The 20,083-nt window shown below is 33.1% G+C and carries 15 protein-coding genes; 7 read left to right on the top strand and 8 right to left on the bottom strand.

What is annotated here, in order from left to right:
• Nucleotides 1-15: 15 nt before the first annotated feature.
• Nucleotides 16-1,371 (bottom strand): proton-conducting transporter transmembrane domain-containing protein, encoded by a 1,356-nt coding sequence (locus tag C0J27_RS04180; RefSeq protein WP_502305792.1) that lies wholly within the window; start codon nucleotides 1,369-1,371, stop codon nucleotides 16-18.
• 221 nt (nucleotides 1,372-1,592) lie between these two features.
• The gene (locus tag C0J27_RS04175; RefSeq protein ID WP_115585930.1) at nucleotides 1,593-3,014 is read right to left on the bottom strand and encodes a cryptochrome/photolyase family protein; all 1,422 of its coding nucleotides are present in this window, start codon (nucleotides 3,012-3,014) and stop codon (nucleotides 1,593-1,595) included.
• A gap of 148 nt (nucleotides 3,015-3,162) precedes the next feature.
• On the opposite strand from C0J27_RS04175, the gene C0J27_RS04170 reads away from it, so the two are divergent.
• Nucleotides 3,163-3,648, top strand: a complete 486-nt coding sequence (locus C0J27_RS04170) for a DUF1761 domain-containing protein (RefSeq protein WP_115585929.1) — start codon at nucleotides 3,163-3,165, stop codon at nucleotides 3,646-3,648.
• Between the two features lie 78 nt (nucleotides 3,649-3,726).
• Here the strand turns inward: C0J27_RS04170 and C0J27_RS04165 are convergent, their stop codons facing one another.
• Nucleotides 3,727-4,422 (bottom strand): Bax inhibitor-1/YccA family protein, encoded by a 696-nt coding sequence (locus C0J27_RS04165; protein WP_115585928.1) that lies wholly within the window; start codon nucleotides 4,420-4,422, stop codon nucleotides 3,727-3,729.
• A gap of 500 nt (nucleotides 4,423-4,922) precedes the next feature.
• Here C0J27_RS04165 and C0J27_RS04160 point away from each other — a divergent pair, with 500 nt between their 5' ends.
• On the top strand, nucleotides 4,923-5,249 hold the full coding sequence (locus tag C0J27_RS04160; RefSeq protein ID WP_115585927.1) for a thioredoxin family protein: 327 nt from the start codon (nucleotides 4,923-4,925) through the stop codon (nucleotides 5,247-5,249).
• A 74-nt stretch (nucleotides 5,250-5,323) separates the two neighbouring features.
• Here C0J27_RS04160 and C0J27_RS04155 read toward each other — a convergent pair whose 3' ends face one another.
• On the bottom strand, nucleotides 5,324-5,740 hold the full coding sequence (locus tag C0J27_RS04155) for a hypothetical protein (protein ID WP_115585926.1): 417 nt from the start codon (nucleotides 5,738-5,740) through the stop codon (nucleotides 5,324-5,326).
• A gap of 303 nt (nucleotides 5,741-6,043) precedes the next feature.
• On the opposite strand from C0J27_RS04155, the gene C0J27_RS04150 reads away from it, so the two are divergent.
• Nucleotides 6,044-7,756: an AAA family ATPase gene (locus C0J27_RS04150; RefSeq protein ID WP_115585925.1), complete on the top strand. Its 1,713-nt coding sequence runs from the start codon at nucleotides 6,044-6,046 to the stop codon at nucleotides 7,754-7,756.
• Nucleotides 7,757-7,819: 63 nt separating this feature from the next.
• Here the strand turns inward: C0J27_RS04150 and cysS are convergent, their stop codons facing one another.
• Complete coding sequence (gene cysS, locus C0J27_RS04145; RefSeq protein WP_115585924.1) at nucleotides 7,820-9,157, bottom strand: cysteine--tRNA ligase; 1,338 nt, start codon at nucleotides 9,155-9,157, stop codon at nucleotides 7,820-7,822.
• A 150-nt stretch (nucleotides 9,158-9,307) separates the two neighbouring features.
• Here cysS and bamA point away from each other — a divergent pair, with 150 nt between their 5' ends.
• The 4 genes from bamA to C0J27_RS04125 all read left to right on the top strand — a co-directional run bounded on the left by bamA (nucleotide 9,308) and on the right by C0J27_RS04125 (nucleotide 15,565).
• Complete coding sequence (gene bamA, locus C0J27_RS04140) at nucleotides 9,308-11,890, top strand: outer membrane protein assembly factor BamA (protein ID WP_115585923.1); 2,583 nt, start codon at nucleotides 9,308-9,310, stop codon at nucleotides 11,888-11,890.
• A gap of 80 nt (nucleotides 11,891-11,970) precedes the next feature.
• A complete protein-coding gene (locus tag C0J27_RS04135) occupies nucleotides 11,971-12,246 on the top strand; it encodes a cell division protein FtsL (protein ID WP_162801793.1) in 276 nt (91 codons plus the stop codon).
• A complete protein-coding gene (locus tag C0J27_RS04130) occupies nucleotides 12,230-13,765 on the top strand; it encodes a peptidoglycan D,D-transpeptidase FtsI family protein (RefSeq protein ID WP_115585921.1) in 1,536 nt (511 codons plus the stop codon). The genes C0J27_RS04135 and C0J27_RS04130 overlap by 17 nt, the downstream gene beginning before the upstream one ends.
• A gap of 345 nt (nucleotides 13,766-14,110) precedes the next feature.
• The gene (locus tag C0J27_RS04125; protein WP_115585920.1) at nucleotides 14,111-15,565 is read left to right on the top strand and encodes an ankyrin repeat domain-containing protein; all 1,455 of its coding nucleotides are present in this window, start codon (nucleotides 14,111-14,113) and stop codon (nucleotides 15,563-15,565) included.
• 108 nt (nucleotides 15,566-15,673) lie between these two features.
• On the opposite strand, the gene C0J27_RS04120 is transcribed toward C0J27_RS04125, so the two are convergent.
• The 3 genes from C0J27_RS04120 to C0J27_RS04110 form a co-directional block, all read right to left on the bottom strand.
• Entirely contained in the window at nucleotides 15,674-17,440 is a 1,767-nt protein-coding gene (locus tag C0J27_RS04120; protein WP_115585919.1) for a hypothetical protein, read from the bottom strand.
• A 147-nt stretch (nucleotides 17,441-17,587) separates the two neighbouring features.
• Entirely contained in the window at nucleotides 17,588-18,511 is a 924-nt protein-coding gene (locus C0J27_RS04115) for a hypothetical protein (RefSeq protein WP_115585918.1), read from the bottom strand.
• A gap of 25 nt (nucleotides 18,512-18,536) precedes the next feature.
• Nucleotides 18,537-19,979 carry an AAA family ATPase gene (locus C0J27_RS04110; RefSeq protein WP_115585917.1) on the bottom strand — a complete coding sequence of 481 codons (1,443 nt, stop codon included), beginning with the start codon at nucleotides 19,977-19,979 and terminating at the stop codon, nucleotides 18,537-18,539.
• Nucleotides 19,980-20,083 lie beyond the last annotated feature (104 nt).

The following is a 20,083-nucleotide window of genomic DNA, read 5'->3' as shown; positions in this document are numbered from 1 at the left end:
TATTATCACTTTTTTTTAATATTGGTTCTTGTTCTTCGTGCTATTATCTTGCAATAGATAATCGTATCCATTTCGATACGTTGTAATCGTTAAAGGATATGGTTGACTACTATTCAGCGCTTTAACATACAAACGCAATAACCAATTTGGCAATTGAGTTGCATAATCAATATGTTTTATACATGCAATAACTAACCATCCAACTATCAGCATTATCATGCCTACGATGTGAAGTATCGTAAGAGGTTGTGGCTGATTAAGATTTAATGGAGCTAAAAGCAGATCAAAAAAATAAATATTTGCAGCATAAAGTGTGGCAACTGCTCCGGTAACAACAATAGTTTTAGGTAGTTTTACCAATGGATTATTACCTAAAAGTGTTAATGATAATTGAGCACATGCAATAAAAACAATCGCTACAACAATTAATGAAGAATCATAAATGAATGCGTTTTGAGAATGAATAATTAAGAATATATAGCTCCCTAAAAAACCACACAAAAACGAAATATAATATGAAATGACATGAGGTGAACAACTTGAATCAACTTTTTTTTGTTGAGCAGCGCTGCCGCAAGCAAGAAACTGGTATGCTTTAAACATTCCATGCCAACAAATATGAGCTACTCCTGCTGCAAAAAGACCTAACCCAAACTGCATAAACATACAACCCATCTGGGCTATTGTCGAGCAAGCAAGCATGCGTTTTACGTCATGCTGCATTAATTTCCATAAAGACCCTAACAAAGCACTCAATAATCCAATACTAAAAATAATTGGTAATATTTTTGGGGTATAAAAGTAAAGCGGTGCAAATCTAACTAATAAAAAACCTCCTGCATTAACAATCCCTGCATGCATGATTGCTGATACTGGTGTTGGAGAATTTAATGAGCTGATAAGCCATCTATGAAAAGGCCACAAAGCAGATTGAGTAGATGCACCAATTAACAACATAAGTAATGCAATAAAAGAACACCACGAATCTGTTGGATTTTTTACAATATACTGAATTGAATAACTACCTGTTACTTGATTCAAAAGAATAAAAGCTATAAAAATAAAAATTAATCCTAATGCAAAATTTTCAAATGCTTTTTGACCAGAAGCTTTTGCAGCTTTCCATGTTGATTTATGAGTGATTAATCTTGTTAATATCCAATTACAAAAAGACCATTCAACTAAAAATAGTACTAAATTATCTGTTATTGTCATAAGCATCACAGAGAACAATAGCATAAAAATGTTATAAGAAAAATTTATATAAAAAGCATCCCCCTTCATATAATTTCTTGAAAAAAAATATACGATACTGCCAACAAAACTAACCAAACATATCATAATGATAGAAAGTATATCGACATAGAACATATCTATAAAATTGTTAAATGACATTAAAAACCCTCATTAATTTAAAGACGAAAACAACTGCTTTTTAAAAAGCAGTGTATTATTTTACAAGTTTTTAGCTTATGTAGTAACTTATTATACTTGATTACTCATGATAAAAAAATTATATAGTAATAAACCATAGAAAGGTGGCTGTAATATTGATATTACAACCACCTTTCTACTATAATAATGAACAATTTTTATAAACTTTTATAAGCTGCAAGTGCCTTGTTTCTTGATACATCAAGCTCAACTATTGGTGCAGGATAATTTTTTCCAAGCGAAACACATGCTTGTTTTAATATATTTGCAGGAGCCATCCAAGGTTTATATAAATATTTATCTGGCATTAATGCAAGTTCTGGAACATATTTACGTGTATACAATCCATGCGGATCAAATTTTTCACCTTGCAATACAGGATTAAATATTCTAAAAAATGGTGCTGCGTCTGCACCAGAGCCTGCAACCCACTGCCAATTAGCACTATTGTTAGCAAGGTCAGCATCAACTAAACATTCCCAAAACCAATCTTTACCCAAACGCCAATCAATTCCTAAGTTTTTGATTAAAAAAGATGCTACAATCATACGAACTCGATTATGCATATAACCAGTCTGAGCAAGCTCTCTCATCCCTGCATCAACAATTGGAATTCCTGTATTTCCTTGTTTCCATGCAGTAAAAAATTCTTCGTTATACACCCATGGAAATGCATCAAATTTTGCATTAAAATTTTTATGAGGTAATTCTGGAAAATTAAATAATAAATTATAACAAAATTCACGCCACCCAATTTCACTTAAATAACAACTTGAATCTTGTACCGGTATATTTTTTGCAGATGCTTTATGAACTGCATACCATACTTGATTGACTGATATTTGACCAAAGTGCAAATATGCTGACAAGCGAGATGTTCCATCTAGTGATGGAATGTTTCTGTTTTCTTTATAGCCTTCAAGCCCATGAGCAATGAAACTCTTTAATCGATCTTGAGCTGCTTTTTCACCGACAGTCCATATTGTAGATAATTTTTCATTCCAGGTGTTATTTTCTAGCAAACCTAATGCATCAATTGAAATTGAATTTTGCGTGTTGTTGTAGCATACAAGTTTTTCTGGTTTTGCAATCGGAAATCGTGGTGCATCTGCATGCAAACAACCATTTTGGTAAAATGGAGTGTAGACTTTATAAGGAGTACCATATCCTGTTACTATTTTTGCAGGATCCCATAACAACTGGCTATGAAAAATTTCACAAACAATCCCTGCATTCTGCAAAGACTTTTGAATAAATTTATCTTGAGCAAGCTGCTCTGGTTCATAAGAACTATTAAAATATACATGCTTAATATTATGTTTTGTAGCTAATTCAAACAATTTTTCTTCAGGATTTCCCGTATAGACTTGTAATTTATTTTCTAAACTACTATGTAAGTCCTTTAATGAATGATGAAGCCACCATTGACTTACTGAGCCCATTTTTAATGAAGCTGTATCATTATAAATAAAAACTGGTAAAACAATACCTGCTTTTGCTGCATGGTGTAATGCAAGGTTGTCTGACAACCTAAAATCTTTACGAATCCAAACAATAGAAACTTGTAAACCTTCGTGCATACTATACGCTTTACTACTAATGTTTTTATATATTTTTTTATACTGAGCAAACTATAAATATTAGAGAATTGACAAAAAAAAGCAATGCTCTATACAATGTACTTGTGTTCAAAATATATATTGTATTATTTCAAAAAAGGAAAGTCGTATGATACAAAATCATCTTGTTCTTGTTTTAGCAGGAGGCGCTGCCCATTTTCTTACAGGATGGGTCTTTACTTCAGATATGTTTCTTGGACAATACTGGAAAAAAGAAAAAAATAAAGATAAGCAAGCTCATTTAAGCAATGATATGCGTATTAATATGGCAGCTCAACTTGCAGCTTCAATAGCATTATCTATGGCAACATGTATTGCTATCTGTGTATTTGAAAAATACCAAGCACCTGTTACCGTTGCAGGCAAACAAACCATTGCTAAATTTTTTTCAATGTTTATTACCAAAGCGCATGCTTCAAAAAGTTTTATGAATGCATTTCAAACAGCTATGTTTATATGGGCTGGCTTCATTATCCCAACATCAGTTGGTGAAGTTATTTGGTGTGGACACAGTTGGAAAAATTGGATACTTGAAATGGGTATGGAATTAACAGGACTTATGGCTATTGCTGCAACAGTTGTCTACTTAGGATAACCTAGATTCTGTGAATTAAACAGAAGAAGGCCTGGTTTTTGTAACCAGGCCTTCTTCTCTTATCAAAAAACTATAATCTTAATTATTTCTTTTTTTACCAAACAATTTAAGCAAATAGATAAATAAATTAATAACATTAAGGTACAAGCTTAAAGCCCCTACCAAAGCAATTTTATTTACTTCTTCTTGCGTTCCAACAGCTTGATAACCAAGTTTTCTGAGCATTTGTACATCGTATGCAGTAAGCATTGCAAATGCACCTACCCCAACACATGCGATCAAAATATCAAATTGAGCACTTTGCAAGAACATATTAACTAGATTTGCAATGACTAAACCGATTAAAGCCATCATCAAGATATTACCCATTGATGATAAATCAGATTTAGTAACACTGCCATACACAGCCATTGTTCCAAACATAGCAGCTGCAATTAAAAATACTTGGAATAATGATTCACCAGTATAGATATATGCTAATGGTGCAAGTATGACACCTGTAAGCAATGAATACACAATAAATAACCCTGCTAATGTCATAAAATTTGATGTTTTCCATGCAAAACTAAAATACATTGCTACACCAAATTGAATAAGAGCAAATACCATTAAATACGGGGCTACTGCCTGAAATAATCCTGGGTTAACTGACGGCGATAAAGAATACGCTGCTGCTGCAGTTAAACAAAGTCCTGCAGTCATCCAACCGTATACTTTACTCATAAAGCCTTCTGCCATTGAAATATATGTTCGATTGTTATGAAATTGGTTCATAATATTACCTTTCTTTTCATGAATACAATGATTTTCAAACGTTTTTATTTCTTACTATATAACTGTTATTTTATATTTTTATACGCTTATAAACATATTTTGTATAATAACGTATATCTTAATTGAAAGTATATAGTAAAATAAAGCCCAAGTAAAAAGCTCCATAAGATACTAGGTTCTGTGAAGCTATTTTTTACTATAGATTTTTACCCTGCGTTTTCTATGAAAACTCCGAGAATTTACAGGCCGGTTGACCTGATGCACTTTTTTTAAGCTGCAAAAGCATAAATTTGCCCTCGTCACCTATGCTTGCGGAGATAAGCAGAGCGATATCGTAGTGATTGTATCTTAATTTTTAGATTTGGTTCACACAGCCTAAGGTTAAATCTCTTGAAAAGCTATAAAAATAAATCTTCGAATTTGCAAAAGATTTTAGATATGGTTAAATAAAACTACAATAAACTAAAATTGATATTTATATCTTATGCAAGGAGCTTATCATGCCTATTATCATCAATAAAGATACCTTTGAATTAGATATTCGCAAATCGGATATGCCAATTGTTATCGATGTTTACGCAACTTGGTGTGGACCATGCCAACAAATGAAACCAATTTTTGCAGAACTTGAAAACGAATTTGCTGGTCGCTGTAAATTTGCATCATTAAACGTGGATGAAGCTCGTGATATTTCAATTATGTTTGGTGTAACTTCAGTTCCAACTTTTATTTTCTACAGCAATGGCGAAATGCAATCTAAAGATACTGGTTATATGAGCAAAGAAGCCTTAAGAGCTCGTATTGAAGATTTCATTCAAGCTGCATAGAATTTTTAGCTATCGTAGATTTAAGCAAAAAAGGTACTTTTAAAAGTACCTTTTTTCATTCTTAAAGAAGTTTACTATTGCGCTTTATGTTTACCAACAGGCAAAATTATAAGCATTGATGCTGGCATAGGAACAGTAAAATTTAAATCAGAATGTTGAAATATACAATGAATAGATGCTACTACAGAAGTATCAAAAGGCATTTTTGCTTGGCGAGCTATAAATTCATCATGTGATTCACCTGTAGTTATGTCAAGAGCTGCATTTCGTTGAACAGTGTAAGACTTTTGTATAAAAGCAGATTGACCAGGTTGTAAAAAAATTGGTCCAGTACCAGTACGTACAGTTTTTTCTTGTGCATCATAAAGTTCTAACGTTACATCATGTAAACTTCTATTTATTACCTGCACAGCATCATCTTTTGATGCCATAACGTTACAAGCTCCAAATATATTCATCATAAAAATCGCTGCATAAAATATTTTTTTCATTTTTTATCCTTTTTTTATCTTTATAATAACAGTACACACATCACACTTCTGAATCATAACAAATCAACACAAAAGAAAACAAGTTAAATAAAAAATAACAAATCATTGCAAATAGAAAACATTTTGCAGTATAGTAAATTCATAGAGATATACGTCTCTACAATTTAAGCTCGTGTTATACCTTTCCCCCAAGATATAATACGAGCTTTATTAAAAAAACCCCAAGCTTTTTACAAAAATAAATTCTATGTGCATTATTACAGTATGAAGAATCTCATACAATAATAAATAGGATTTTTACCCATGAATTCACATAAAAAATTCACACTACAATGTTTACTCATAAGCAGCTTATGCATGCAACAATTTGAATTACAAGCAAATTCAGATGTATCAGCAAACCTTTTAAATGTAATAGAGCAGAATAGTAAGATTTATGAAAAATTAAACGAAACACTATGTAAGCAGCTTAAAAGCATCGATGATCAAAAGCAAGCAGCTTTGATTATGTGCGGATTACTAACGGCTTATTCTTTGTATTTTCTTTATACAGAGCATATAAAGAAATCCCCATATCTGGACCTTTTGCAAACGTTAATCAATATCGGAACAAAAGAACTCCAAGAAACAAAAGAACTCCAAGAAATAAAAGAAAATACGAAAATAACATTTGCAGATGTTGCAGGACTTGATGAAGCAAAAGAATCTGTTCAAGATATTATTGAGTATTTAAAAAATCCTACCAAATTTAAAGATATGGGCGCACGCATACCAAAAGGTCTTTTAATGACTGGTGAACCTGGTAATGGTAAAACATTATTTGCACGAGCAATTGCCGGAGAAATCAATGCTTCTTGCGATGTTACCTGTTCTTTTATAGCAGTTAAAGCTTCAGACTTTACTTCTAAGTGGGCAGGAGAATCTCAACGCAAAATAAAAAAATTGTTTGAAACTGCTCGTGAGCAAGCTCCGTGCATTATATTTATAGATGAAATTGATGCAATTGCTCAAAAAAGAACAGGACATACAGACAGTCTGAGCCAAGAAAACAACAGAGATGTTATAACGTTTTTAAGTGAAATGGATGGCTTTGATCAAGAAAAAAATCCTATTATTGTTATTGGAGCAACTAATAGAATTGAAGCGCTTGATCCTGCAATTCTTCGGCCAGGAAGATTTGATAGAATAATTACTATTAATAAACCGTATATGAAAGACCGTGCCCATTTACTAAGCATAGCTCTTGCAAAAACATGCGCTGGTCAAGATGTTAACATAGAAAGTCTTGCACAGGCAACAAGAGGTTTTTCTGGAGCTGAACTTGCCAACCTTGTTAATGAAGCAATAATTGTAGCTATTAAAGATAATTCAACAACTGTTTGCATGAAACACATTGAAACTGCGTATGATAATATTACGCTTGGTTGCGAAAACAAAGGGATATATCAGAGCAAAGAAAATTTATGGACCACAGCTGTTCATGAAGCTGGCCACCTTATTGGTTTTTTGTTTCAAGACAAAACTGTGGGAGTTCGTAAAGTTTCTATCACACCACGAGGTAATACTTTAGGTGTAGCTCATATGCTACCACTTACAGAATCATACTCTTATACAAAAAGCGATATGGAAAATCAAATTATTGCATTGCTTGCTGGCCGCTGTGCTGAAGAAGCGTTTGGGTTTGAATTAAGTAATGGCGCTAGCAATGATTTACAAAGAGCTCAACAAATTGCATATAGCATGGTAGTTGACTATGGAATGTCTGATACCTTACGCGATATGTCATATAATGAATATAGTGGTCAGTTACCAAATGATATTTCTACAAAAATTCATCATGAAGTTCAAGCTATTATTGAACGTTGTCGTAAAAAAACAACTGAATTAATTACAGAACATATCAATGATATTAAAAATATTGCAGAACTTTTAATGGAAAAAAAGACTATTTTAGGGCATGAAATTTATACGCTTCTTCATCTAGCTCAACCAGAAGAAATAAGTTTTAACCTGTAAATATTACATTTCAATATTATAGAATGAGGGTGCAAGCTTTTTATAACTTGCACCCTCATGTTTTTATAACTTTCTATCTTGCACGTCAAAACCTAGCGCTTTTAACTGATCGCGTAATGCATCAGATAATGCCCAGTTTTTATCAGCCCGCGCCTGATCACGTAATGCAAACAGTTCTTCAATTTGAGGTGTTCGTTCAATCACTTTTTCTTTGATTGGATTAAGCGTTAAACCAAGGACATTGATAATAAAATATTTAACCAGCTCTTTAGAATATCTATTTTCTTGTAATTCACTCAAATTTTCAAACAACACCCCAAACATGCCAGAAGTATTAAAATCATCTGATAAGCATGCAACCATCTTTTCAACAACTGGATTAAATTTCACGAGATTTGTATCAAGAATATTATCAAGATCAGCATCTGCAAAAAATGTTACTAAACGTTTGTATGTTTTTTCTGCAACTATAAGATCTTGTGTTGAATAATCAAGTGGCCCGCGATAATAATGTTTTAAAAAATAAAAACGAAGAACCATCGGGTCAAATTCTGCAATCACGTCTTTTAATGTGAAAAAATTATCCAGTGATTTCGACATTTTTTCTTTATTGATTCGCACAAATGCATTATGCATCCAGTAATTTACAAATGGTGCTTGGTGCAAACTTTCGTACTGCGCAATTTCATTTTCATGATGAGGGAACAACAGATCCATGCCACCGCCATGAATATCAACAGTACCGTTAAAACAGTCATGTGCCATTGCAGAACATTCAATATGCCATCCTGGTCTACCAAAACCCCATGGGCTTTCAAATGAAACTGCCGGATCATCTTTTTTCCACAATGCAAAATCTAAACTATCTTCTTTTGTGTCATTAATATCGATACGAGCGCCTGCACGCAAATCATTAATATCTTGTTTTGATAGTTTTCCATAATTTTTAAAATTACGAACTCTAAAGTACACACTACCATCTAATTCGTATGCAGCATTTTTATCAATCAAGCCTTGAACAAAGGTAATAATTTGAGGAATTGTCTGAGTAACTCGAGGTTCTTTATCTGGTGACAAACAGTTCAAAGCTTGCATATCATCGTGGTATGCATTAATATATCGATCTGCAATTTCTGTATAACGGCTTGCATCTCCATGCTCTTTAACTGCACGGTTTAATAATTTATCATCAATATCGGTAAAGTTTCGACAGTAGGTAACTTTATAGTCAAGAAATGAAAGGAATCGATACAACATATCAAATATCACATAACAGCGTCCATGACCAATATGCGAAAAATCGTAAGGAGTTATTCCACAAACATATAAATTAACTTTTTTATCAATAAGTGGCTTAAACAGCTCTTTTTGGCCTGTTAAACTATTTGTAATACGCAGCATAATATATCTTTCGTAAAAATTAATAAAGATTTTTGAAAAAAAATAGCTTTATTTTTAGCCAATTTCAAAAAAAAATAGTAACATATCAAAGTATTTTTTAAAAATTCCTGTTATTCAAACCAAGAAGAAACAGTACCAGGAGACTATTTAATGATAAGCGTTTGTACGAAAAAAAGAATTGTATACTTATTTTTATACCTTACTCTTTGTTGCTCGTTAAAAGCTGAAGATCGTCAAGGTATTGATAGTAATGATGAACAACAAAATATAACATCTCAGGATATTGACACGCATGAATCAGTTGTTCTTTCAGATCAAATGGTTGATGCGCAAACACGATCAATATTACAACAAAATCAAAGAGTTGTTCGTAATATTATAGTACAAGGTAACGAGAAAGTCACACCAGAGTCTATTATAGTCCGACTTCCTTTTAAGCCTGGTAAACTTTTTAAACCTCACCAATCTTCTCTTGCTATTAAAAATATATTCGCACTTGGATATTTTCGGCAAGTACAAATGTATGTCGATCTGATCGACGATGAACAAATTGATGTTTGCATCGTTGTAACCGAAAAACCACGAGTTAGCGATGTCATTATCAAAGGTACAAAATCTCTTTCTGAAAAAGATATTAAAAAAGAGACTGGTCTTGATAAAATCCAGACCATGAATGAAGAAGAACTCAAAAATTTTGCAGCAAAAATCAAACGCTATTATGGTAAAAAAAACTACCACTTTGCTCAAGTTCAAACTCGTCTTGAAGTTGTTGATAAACAACACGTTATAGCTCACTTTGACGTACAAGAAGGCAAAAAAACGTTTGTGCATCGTATTGCTTTTAAAGGTAATAAATCTGTTACCAGTAAAAAACTAAAACGAATTATTTACACTCGTGAAGTCTGGCCTTTAAGCCCAATTGATAGCTCTGGAAGTTATCAAGCAGATATGATCGAAGCTGATAAATCAATGATCGAAGATGGTTACAAAAGTAATGGTTTTGTTCATGCTAAAGTAACTGATGCTGACGTTGTGTTTGATCCAATCACCAATGGCTACGACGTAACTTACACCATTCATGAAGGTGATGTTTACTTTATTAAAGAAGTCAACATGCAAGGCAATGATATCTTAAGCGCTGAGATACTCAAGGCATCTATTCCTACGCAGCCAGGTCAACGATATGCAGTTGATAAGCTACGGACATCGATTGAACGTTTACGCTTGCTATGGGGAGAATATGGATACCTATTTGCTGATATCGAACCATCAATTGATGTCAATGAAGATGACAAAACAGTAACTGTTAGCTTTAACTTTGATTTAAAAGATAAAGTATACCTGAATAGGCTTACGATTAAAGGTAACAAAAAAGCTCGTGATAAAGTTATTCGTCGTCAAATACTTATTGATGAAGGCGATTTAATCACCAACAAAAAAATGGATCAATCTAAAGATCGTGTAAAATTAACCGGTTATTTTGATGAACGTGAAGGCGTAAACTGGAAAATCACTCGTATTGACGATACACATGCCGATCTTGATTTGATGCTTAAAGAGATTAAAACTGGTAAATTTCAAGCTCAAATAAGTTATGGTGGTGCTGCTAAAGGTGGTACAACTCCAACAAAAGGACTTGTTGGTTCTGCAGTCATGAGTGATAAAAACTTATGGGGATCTGGCATTGCAGCCTCATTACTTGGTGAAGTTGCTGAACGCCAGCAATCAATTACCGCTTCTATTATGGATCCATGGTTATTTGATAAACCAATCCGTGGTAATTTAAACGTGTATGCTCGACACTCTGAATATACCGAAGGTCTTAGTTACACACTCAGTCCGCCTCAAGAGTATGTAATTGGTGGTTTTTTTGGTGCAGGTTATATCGCAAAATTATTTGGTGAATCAATTATTGAAGGCCAACTTGGCTTTGAAACTATTGATTTTAATCCAAAGGTACAATCAGCTCCTCGACTTCTTGCAGAAGAACAGCAGTTTTATCAGATAATTTTAGATAAAACATTTCAATCTGGTGATCAATATTGGGCTCGTTGGAGTATCTCTCAAGATTTCAGAAATGGTCTTGTATTTGCAACCAACGGCTACCAATGGAACTGGTACGGGCAGCTTGCATTTCCTTTAACAACAAATGGCTTTAACTTCTTTAAAACAGAACTTGATGCTACCTGGTACACTCCGCTTATTGGTGAAAACTCTTTAGTGTTATGTTTACACGGGCACCTTGGATTTATCCAGCCTTTGAATAATAAAAACGCTCCTTGGAAATCTCTGTTCCACATTGGTGGACCTGGAACGATTCGTGGCTATACATGGGGACAAATCGGGCCAACATGGCAAGGTGACTCTATGGGTGCAACCAAAGCTTTTTATGTCAACGTTGAGTTTATTGTGCCTTTAACTCCTGACTTAACAACACGAGCAGTGATGTTCTATGATGGTGGTGCTGGTTGGGATATGCCATACAAAAATGAACTAAGAACAGCTATTAATACCGTAAACATGAATAATGCTGGTAATGCTGATGCACAAAAATTTTACTTTGATGAACATTTAAGTAATGATGAATTTTTCTATCGTCATTCATTTGGTGTGGGTATTCGAATGCTTAATCCAACTCCATTACAAGTTGATTTTGGTATTAAATTAAACCCATCAAAAGTGTTTAAAAACAAATTAACCGAACTTCATTTAAGTATGACGCACGAATTTTAATAAGTATAAGTCAATTGAAGCAATCAATGGTGAAACATAGTAATCTGTGTTTCACCGTTGGTATAATGAAAGTCTCTGTCATGAAAAAAATATCTGCCGTTGTGCTATTTTTCTGCTTTCATGCACTTTTAATATTTTTTCAAGTTCATAAACAAAGTCATTACCTAAAATTATCTTACGACATTCAAAAACTTCAGACACAGCACGCACAGTTAACACAACAAAAATCTCATCTTTTGTATACGCTGCACACCTATCAACAGCCACGCCAAATTCAAGCAATTGCTGAAAAAAAATTATTTATGAAATCCATTGAACTTAAAGATGTGAAAAAATCATATGAAACAACTACATAGTTTTGAGCATATTAGATCATTTTTTATTTTTTTAATTCTTGTATGCCTGTATGGCATCATTGTTGCTAACCTGTATATAATTCAAGTTCAACAACAATCATTTTTTAGTAATCTTGGTCAAAAACAGTACAATATCAGCACAACAACATTACCTGAACGTGCTTTAATTTTTGATAGAAATGGCACACCTGTTGCACTTAACAAAGATAGCTTTGCCGCATTTATTTTACCCAAACAGATCACTGACCGTGCTCCTATTGAAAAGTTTCTCACGCAACACTTTCCTGCAGCTGCACAACGACTCGCAACATCATGGGATAAAAACTTTTTTTTCATCTCCAGAAAATTAAACAGTGAGCAAGAAACACTTATTACTCAAGCAAATATTTCAGACATTCATATTTTGCAAGAACCAAGTCGCTTTTATCCGTATGCATGTATGAGCACCATTCTTGGAATCACTGATATTGACAACCATGGAATTATGGGCATTGAACAACAGTATGATGAAGTGCTCCAAGGGACAGCGACTACTCACATTTTAAAAAAAGATGCACGAAGCAATCGATTCTATTTTGAAAAAGAGCTCACAGTACAAGGCGCTGCAAGTCAATCCGTTCAACTTACCATCGATGCTGACTTACAATATAAAATTACCAGTATTCTTGAACAAGCCGTTGAGCAATTTCAAGCAAAAGAAGCGGCCGCAATTATTATTGATCCGGTGACAGGTGAAATATCTGCTATGGCCTCGTTCCCCTACTTTGATCCAAACAACACTGAACAGTTAGTTATGGAAAGCACAAAAAATCGCCCGACATCACAAGCTTTTGAAAGCGGATCAGTTCTTAAAATATTTTGCGCTCTTGCAGCGCTTGAAGAGCATGTCGTTACGCTTGATGAAATGATTAACTGCGAAAACACAAAAGAAACAAAAATCGAAGGTATTCGAGTTCGTACCGTTGCCCCACATGGAAATATCTCTTATTTAGAAGTTATTCAAAATTCAAATAATATAGGTACCGTAAAAGTAGCAAAACGAATTAATAAAAAACTATACGATTATTACAAGCTGCTTGGATTTGGATCTACGACGGGGCTTAATTTTCCTGGCGAACAAAAAGGATATGTCAATCCGCCTGCAAACTGGTCTGCGTACTCAATTGTATCGCTTTCATTTGGTTATGAAATCTCAACAACACTTTTGCAACTTGCTCGAGGCCTGAGTCTTATTTATAATGGAGGTCACTTAATTGTGCCAAAATTGACGATAGACAAACAATTTGATAGCAAAACAGTTGGAAGTGAGCCGTTAATTTGCGAGCAGACACGTCGCGATTTAGACGCAATCCTGCTTGGAGCTGTCGAGCATTCTTCAGGCAAGCGCGCTCGGATTACTGGGTACAAAGTTACGGGAAAAACTGGTACTGCAAATATTCTTGATCATGGAAAATATAACGAAGATAAACATTTAAATACGTTTATTGGATACATTGAAAAAGGATGCTATAAAAAGTAATTGCTGTATACGTAAAAGAATCGAAAGTTGCGCAATATTCTTCGGTCATCACTGCACCACTCTTTAAAAAAATAGCAGAAGCTTTAGTTTTACATGACCACATAGTGTAAGAACTGCAGAACAAATAAAATTGTAAATATATAACACCTTCATGTCATACATTTTTTACTACACTGCATAAAAATTTTAATATACACTATAAAGTATCTACACTTAAGCTATTGCATATATATTTTTGTGCAAAAAATCTATCATAAAAAAATGGTTCACTCACCCTCATAAATTTTCAATAGCTACAGTATCGGCATCTTACAACCTTCTTATTTTTTAAACATCTTTTATACCATGAATTACAAACAACACATACGAATCGCAAGCTTCGTTATACTGACACTTGCAACAGATATAACCATAACAAGCCAAATACATCCTACCATTGGGCAAAAAAGAAAGCATGAAGATATAAAAATTGATGCAAAAATAGAGTCAAAAGAAAGAACTCAAGTACCCCGAACTGAATTTATTAAACAGTCTGTTAAAGAATACAGTCACTTCGATAAAGCATTTAAACTTTTACGTACGTACTATTCAGAATCATCCATACCGACATTTCATGATTTTTTAGAAGAAAAATTATACTTTGATGATTATGATGACCATGATTTAATAAACCTTCATAGAAATAATTTTGGCTCAGTTATAGCTCAAACAGAAGATTTTATTATAGATAAAATGAAAAATCCTTTTTGTATGGCACTTGAATATACTGTAAGAAATCATGATCCTTTAATTGAAGATCAAAATAAATTCGTGCAATATGCTCTTGAGTATCGTCATACATTCATGCGCAATATTATTCCATATTGGATCAACTCGAAAAAAAAGTATGATAAACCTATACTACATCAAGCTATCAACTGTGATAATATTACCATGGTCCAATTTTTATTAGACCTGCAAGCTGATCTAAATATGCAAGACGAACAGGGAGATACGCCAATTCACTTGGCTATAAAAAATAACAACAAACCTGTTATTCAACTCTTGCTTGAAAAAGATATCGATGTAAATATACCTAACAATAAAAACATTACCCCTTTATACTCAGCGGTCAAACTTGATGAAGACTCAATTGTTGAATCTTTACTCAAGAAAGGTGCGTCTGTTGACCAAGAAATCGATGACGATTATCAAGTTTTTACCTCCTTATGGCAAGCTGTTAAAAATTCAAACATCATGATAGTCGATCTATTATTATCATATGGTGCAGATCCAAATTTAGGAAGTACATCGAACTGTAATTTGTTATACACGGCAATTCAACGTACTGATTATGAAGCTAGCTTAGAATATATTGCTCTAGGCTGCGCAGGAATAATCTTAGAAAAATTATTACAAGCAGGAGCTAACCCTAATATTCAAATAGAAGATGAAGGTAATATTACCCCATTGCATGAGGCTGTTCAACAAAATTTACCATGTTCAACAAAAATATTATTAACCTACAATGCTAACCCAAATATCACCAGCAATGCTCTTGTTTCACCTTTATACATAGGTGTAGATTTTGGAAGCCTTGCTAGCATAAAAATTTTAATTGAAAACAATACTACTGATCTTAATATTTGTGGTACCGAAGATCGGGGAACAGCATTACATGCTGCTGTCAAAAAAAATTATAAAGAAATTGTAAAATTATTATTAGATGCAGGAGCTGATAAAACAATTGTTGAAGAAGAGTCTCAATTAACTCCACTAGAATTAGCAGAAACCGAAGAGATGCGATCGTTATTAAGATAATAGCTCAACCACCACTGTTTAAAAAAAATGCAAAACAATACCGCAGATTTTTATCTTATTTTTAAATGCAATGCACTTACCCTGGTAATAATTGAATAAAATTAATTATTACCTGCAAATTTTATCGCGCAAGCAAGATTCAATAATGTCGTTTTGATAGACTTTATTTTTTACATACGCATCAAACGTCAGTAATTCATCCGGTATCATATCGCTTTGCACATCAATCCCCTGCTGCATAAATTGTTCAAGCTCTGTGATGATGTTTATCTGTTCATGGGTCAATGTCATAATTTTTTTTGGCTTTTGATCTTTCCAAACAATAAGATACCATACTTTACCAACCGCAAACGAAATACATGTTTCAATTTTGTCAGGTAAAAATTTTGGCATAAACCCTTGCTGTATAATCATGCAATGAGATATTTCCTGATTTGCTGCACCAGCAATAATATCATTTTTACAAACAAGTCGATTGATAAGATAATTTTTATTTTTTGCTGCGTCAGCAAGCGATAAAAATGATTCATTGACGATCTGTGAAAACGATAAGCTTTGAGCAATGAGCTCATTGATTTGATGATTTTGCAAGCCTGGTAACATGGAAATAATAGAAACAGTATTTTTTAACACTATTTTTTCTATCTTTTTGGTGTATAGCAAAATTGCTTTTTTAGAATAAATCGTCGTAAAATCTTTTGCTTTGTGCATTAAATTATGAGTTGCCTCATCTTCAAAAACATTAAAATATAAAGCTCCAGCCTTTCGTACTAACGGCATATTTTCAATTTTTTTAACTGAACAGATAACATCATCACATGAAAAAAATTGAGAAACTAACCCAATTAAATGGAGATCATGCTGTCCAGACCAAGCAGATCTAAAAAAAGATTGAAAATCTTGAATCTTGCATGGCAACAAACCTTTTTTCCGTGCAATGTCTTGCGGTGTCAGGTACAGATTTTTTGTGTAGGGTGGTAATTTAACACCTTCAAAAAAACCAAACCCGTAAATTGGGCAATCAGTCAAGCTAACAACTATAACAGGAAAGTGTACTTGTTTATTTTTATAAGGCTCTACCGTATGAACTCCACCTGCATAACATGAACTATATACAAATAATTTAATCTTCATGACCTGATCAAAATATGATAGCAAGTCAGAAAATTCACCAATCGACATACCTGCAATCATTGCCTCCTCTTTGTCATCTTGCAGATTGCCATGACCAGATGCATAGATAACCCATTCATCATCATTGCCTGAGAAATATACCTGTAAAGATTGAATTACAGAGTTTTTTTTAGAAAAATCGTGCACTAAGTCAGACTCTTGGCTTATTTGCTGCCTCTTGTTGACAACAATGTTATTCTGTAGAGGAACAAATAAAAACATCCCAGTTTTTGCATCATACACCGACCATGTATTAAAATCTAAATTAAAACTGTAACATAAAAAATTAAATTTCAGCTTATTCAGTTGATCTTGTTGTAGTAATGCTAATTTTGAGTACTGCTGAGCATACCATGACAATGATAATTTTTTATTAATACGGTCAAGATTATAGTCAAATATTTGCAGCTGTTTATTTGTTGCTTGATACAATCGATATATTTCAGACTCTAATGAATATTGGTCTTGAAGCTTTTTGGTAAACGCTTGTTTTCGGTCAACAATATTTTTCCATAACGACGTTGATGCTATAATCGGAGCTGTTGCTTGCTGTAAAGCTGTTATCAGCTGATGAGTTGCGGTAATATCATCTTTATCGATACCTTCTTGTTGATGGCAATCTGATAAAAGAATTAAATTTTGCGGCAAAGCTTGTACACATGAAATCGATAATAAAAGTATGAAAGATACTAGTTTTTTCATCACTACTTTCTTATCATGATTTTTGAATTTAAAACAACCTTTATCAGGTTAACCATTTTAGTAGATTAAAATCAATATAACAAAAAATGGACTACGGATCATAATGACCGTAGTCCATTTTTAAATATACTATGAAGCTTAATAGTATTAAGCAGACTTCTTTCTTATCTCTAACTTTGGTTTTTCAACTCCACATATCTCATAAATTTCATCTGCATATACAATCTTTTTCTTAAGCAGTGCTAATGCAAGTTTCTCAACTTTATCTTTATGTAATGCAATTAGTTGACAAGATTCCTGAAATATTTTGATTTGTAACTGAGCTGTTTCTTCTGCTTGTTCCTTAAGTCCTACAATGCCACTTGATTGTTTTTTTAATATTTGATGAGTATGTGCTCCAAAACAATCGGCATCATTTCCATCTAATTGCTTATTTTCCAGAGCAAACTGCTGGAAAACTACTTCAGAAGCATAGCCACCTACATCAACTTTAGCATAATCTTCTAATTCTCTTTCAGTTAAATCAGCTTCATCTTGAAATAAATCCATTATATAATTTGCTCCAACTTTATACTCATTTCTTGTACTATCTGATTGCAAATGTATCTTATAAATATATAAAAAATCACCTGCACTGCTATATAAAGTTGCAATAGCATGACCAGCTTCATGCAATGCTAGAGCACGAATATGATCTGGATATTTCATCATGTCGTCTTCATTCTCTTCTTCAATATCTATTAATTTTTCATTTGGCCATAGTATATGATTAGCCATAAAAAGATGTTTCATCATAACCATTCCAGAACCATCTTTACCTGCACAATTAATTGCTTCTTGTATAAAGAGTTCAAACGTATATAAATTCATATCTTTGGTAATATATGCTACATAATCAAAATTCATATCTGAACCTTGTTTATCGTGCAATAAATTTGTAAATATTTTTAGTCTCTTATTTTTAAATTCTATAGCAGCAGGATCTGTATCCATCTCTCCTTGCACTGGATTAAATGACATTGATACCATTGCAAATAACAACACCAACATACTTAATTTTTTATTTTTCATATGATACATTTTCTTTTTTATAATTTTAATTTTTGCTTATTTTTTCAAAATCACACCGTGGTTTTTTCTTACCACAAATAGCGTATGCTTCATCTGCATACACCGTTTCTTTTTCTAAAACGAGTTGAGCTAATTGTTCTATTTCCTGCTTATGCTCAACAATAATCTTAGTTGCTTTTTCATAACATGCTTGAACAATTTCAACCATTTTCTCACCATCGATAGCAGAACATGCTTCACACGAACCACCAGCATGTAGACAACGTTGTTTAACTATCTTATGAGCTTTTGTACTTAATATTTCGAAATCAGAAGCAACACTTGAACGACTTATGAAATCTTGTAGCCCATTTTCTTGCGTAATATTTTTTGTTTCTGGTACATTAAAAATTTGCTCAGCGACACCACCACCTAAAGCAACCGTAATATCATATAATAGTTCATCTTCTGTTTGAAGGTATGGCTCAGTTAAAGCTATATCTATCATACGTCCATAGGAGCGAGAATTTTGCTTTACAGAAACACTGTGAAGCCTGCATTGACTTTCATAATGCATAACTATCATAGCATGACCAGCCTCATGAATAGCAGATGCATATTGTTCTTCAGGTGTTTGAATATGAAAACCTTCTTGCGAATCTTGATTTATATAGGATATCGCTTCATCGAGTAACTCAGGACTCAAACAATTTGTTGATGCTCTACTCGTTAAATTTTTAATTTTATCAATAAAGGAAACGAAATCTTTATAAGATCTTCCAATCATTAATCGAGCTACAGTATTATAATCAACATCGTGATTTTTTTTAAAATCTTTTAATTGAGCATCTAAAAACTCAACTCTATCTTGAAATGAAGGTTGAGATAGATACAACGTAAAATCAAAAAGACCTGTTATGTTATAGCTTTGATCTTCTTGAGGAATAAGTGTACCAAAGATCATTATTGGTACTTGAGCTTCATCTAATCTATCCATTTCATCTAGATACACCCGCATTACTTGTTGAGCTTGCTCAGATGTTTCTAAAATAAAATCAGCTACATCATCAATAACAATAACACACGGGGCCATTAATTTTGCTTGTGTAAATAATTCATGAACTTGTTCAGGGGTCATGTTTATTAATGATGCGCCTGATAGTTGCAAAATAGATGAACCAGTTTCTCCAGCAAAAGCTTGAGCTAACATTTTTTTACCATTTCCTGCACAACCTTGTAACAAAAAACTTTTTGCAAAATTTTTGTTTACTGAAGCATATAATTGTTGATCTTTAAAGGCAGCAATTATTGATCGAGCAGCCTGTTTAATTTCATGATTACCAATAAGATCATCAAGTCTTACACGGTTATCTTGTGGCAAAATGAGTTGTATACCATCAAGTTTATTATTTTTGATTTTTTCAACTGCACAGCCATAAAATCCATATAAAAAACTACTGATGATCACTACTATTTTTAATTTTTTCATACAAAAAATCTTTCTTTACAAGTCGCTCGTATGTAAGAGTTAATGTCTTTATATATTTTTATCTACTATAAGCATGCTTCATATCTAAATTTTAAACAAAAGCC

The sequence above is a fragment of the Candidatus Chromulinivorax destructor genome (genome assembly GCF_003366055.1).
Taxonomy (GTDB): Bacteria; Babelota; Babeliae; order Babelales; family Chromulinivoraceae; genus Chromulinivorax; species Chromulinivorax destructor.
This window is presented reverse-complemented; position numbering and strand designations above follow the sequence as displayed.

Bases quoted from the DNA above. Each gene is read 5' to 3' on its own strand.
- C0J27_RS04180 (WP_502305792.1), bottom strand. From the start codon at position 1,371: ATGTTCTATGTCGATATACTTTCTATCATTATGATATGTTTGGTTAGT.
- C0J27_RS04175 (WP_115585930.1), bottom strand. From the start codon at position 3,014: ATGCACGAAGGTTTACAAGTTTCTATTGTTTGGATTCGTAAAGATTTT.
- C0J27_RS04170 (WP_115585929.1), top strand. From the start codon at position 3,163: ATGATACAAAATCATCTTGTTCTTGTTTTAGCAGGAGGCGCTGCCCAT.
- C0J27_RS04165 (WP_115585928.1), bottom strand. From the start codon at position 4,422: ATGAACCAATTTCATAACAATCGAACATATATTTCAATGGCAGAAGGC.
- C0J27_RS04160 (WP_115585927.1), top strand. From the start codon at position 4,923: ATGCCTATTATCATCAATAAAGATACCTTTGAATTAGATATTCGCAAA.
- C0J27_RS04155 (WP_115585926.1), bottom strand. From the start codon at position 5,740: ATGAAAAAAATATTTTATGCAGCGATTTTTATGATGAATATATTTGGA.
- C0J27_RS04150 (WP_115585925.1), top strand. From the start codon at position 6,044: ATGAATTCACATAAAAAATTCACACTACAATGTTTACTCATAAGCAGC.
- cysS (WP_115585924.1), bottom strand. From the start codon at position 9,157: ATGCTGCGTATTACAAATAGTTTAACAGGCCAAAAAGAGCTGTTTAAG.
- bamA (WP_115585923.1), top strand. From the start codon at position 9,308: ATGATAAGCGTTTGTACGAAAAAAAGAATTGTATACTTATTTTTATAC.
- C0J27_RS04135 (WP_162801793.1), top strand. From the start codon at position 11,971: ATGAAAAAAATATCTGCCGTTGTGCTATTTTTCTGCTTTCATGCACTT.
- C0J27_RS04130 (WP_115585921.1), top strand. From the start codon at position 12,230: ATGAAACAACTACATAGTTTTGAGCATATTAGATCATTTTTTATTTTT.
- C0J27_RS04125 (WP_115585920.1), top strand. From the start codon at position 14,111: ATGAATTACAAACAACACATACGAATCGCAAGCTTCGTTATACTGACA.
- C0J27_RS04120 (WP_115585919.1), bottom strand. From the start codon at position 17,440: ATGAAAAAACTAGTATCTTTCATACTTTTATTATCGATTTCATGTGTA.
- C0J27_RS04115 (WP_115585918.1), bottom strand. From the start codon at position 18,511: ATGAAAAATAAAAAATTAAGTATGTTGGTGTTGTTATTTGCAATGGTA.
- C0J27_RS04110 (WP_115585917.1), bottom strand. From the start codon at position 19,979: ATGAAAAAATTAAAAATAGTAGTGATCATCAGTAGTTTTTTATATGGA.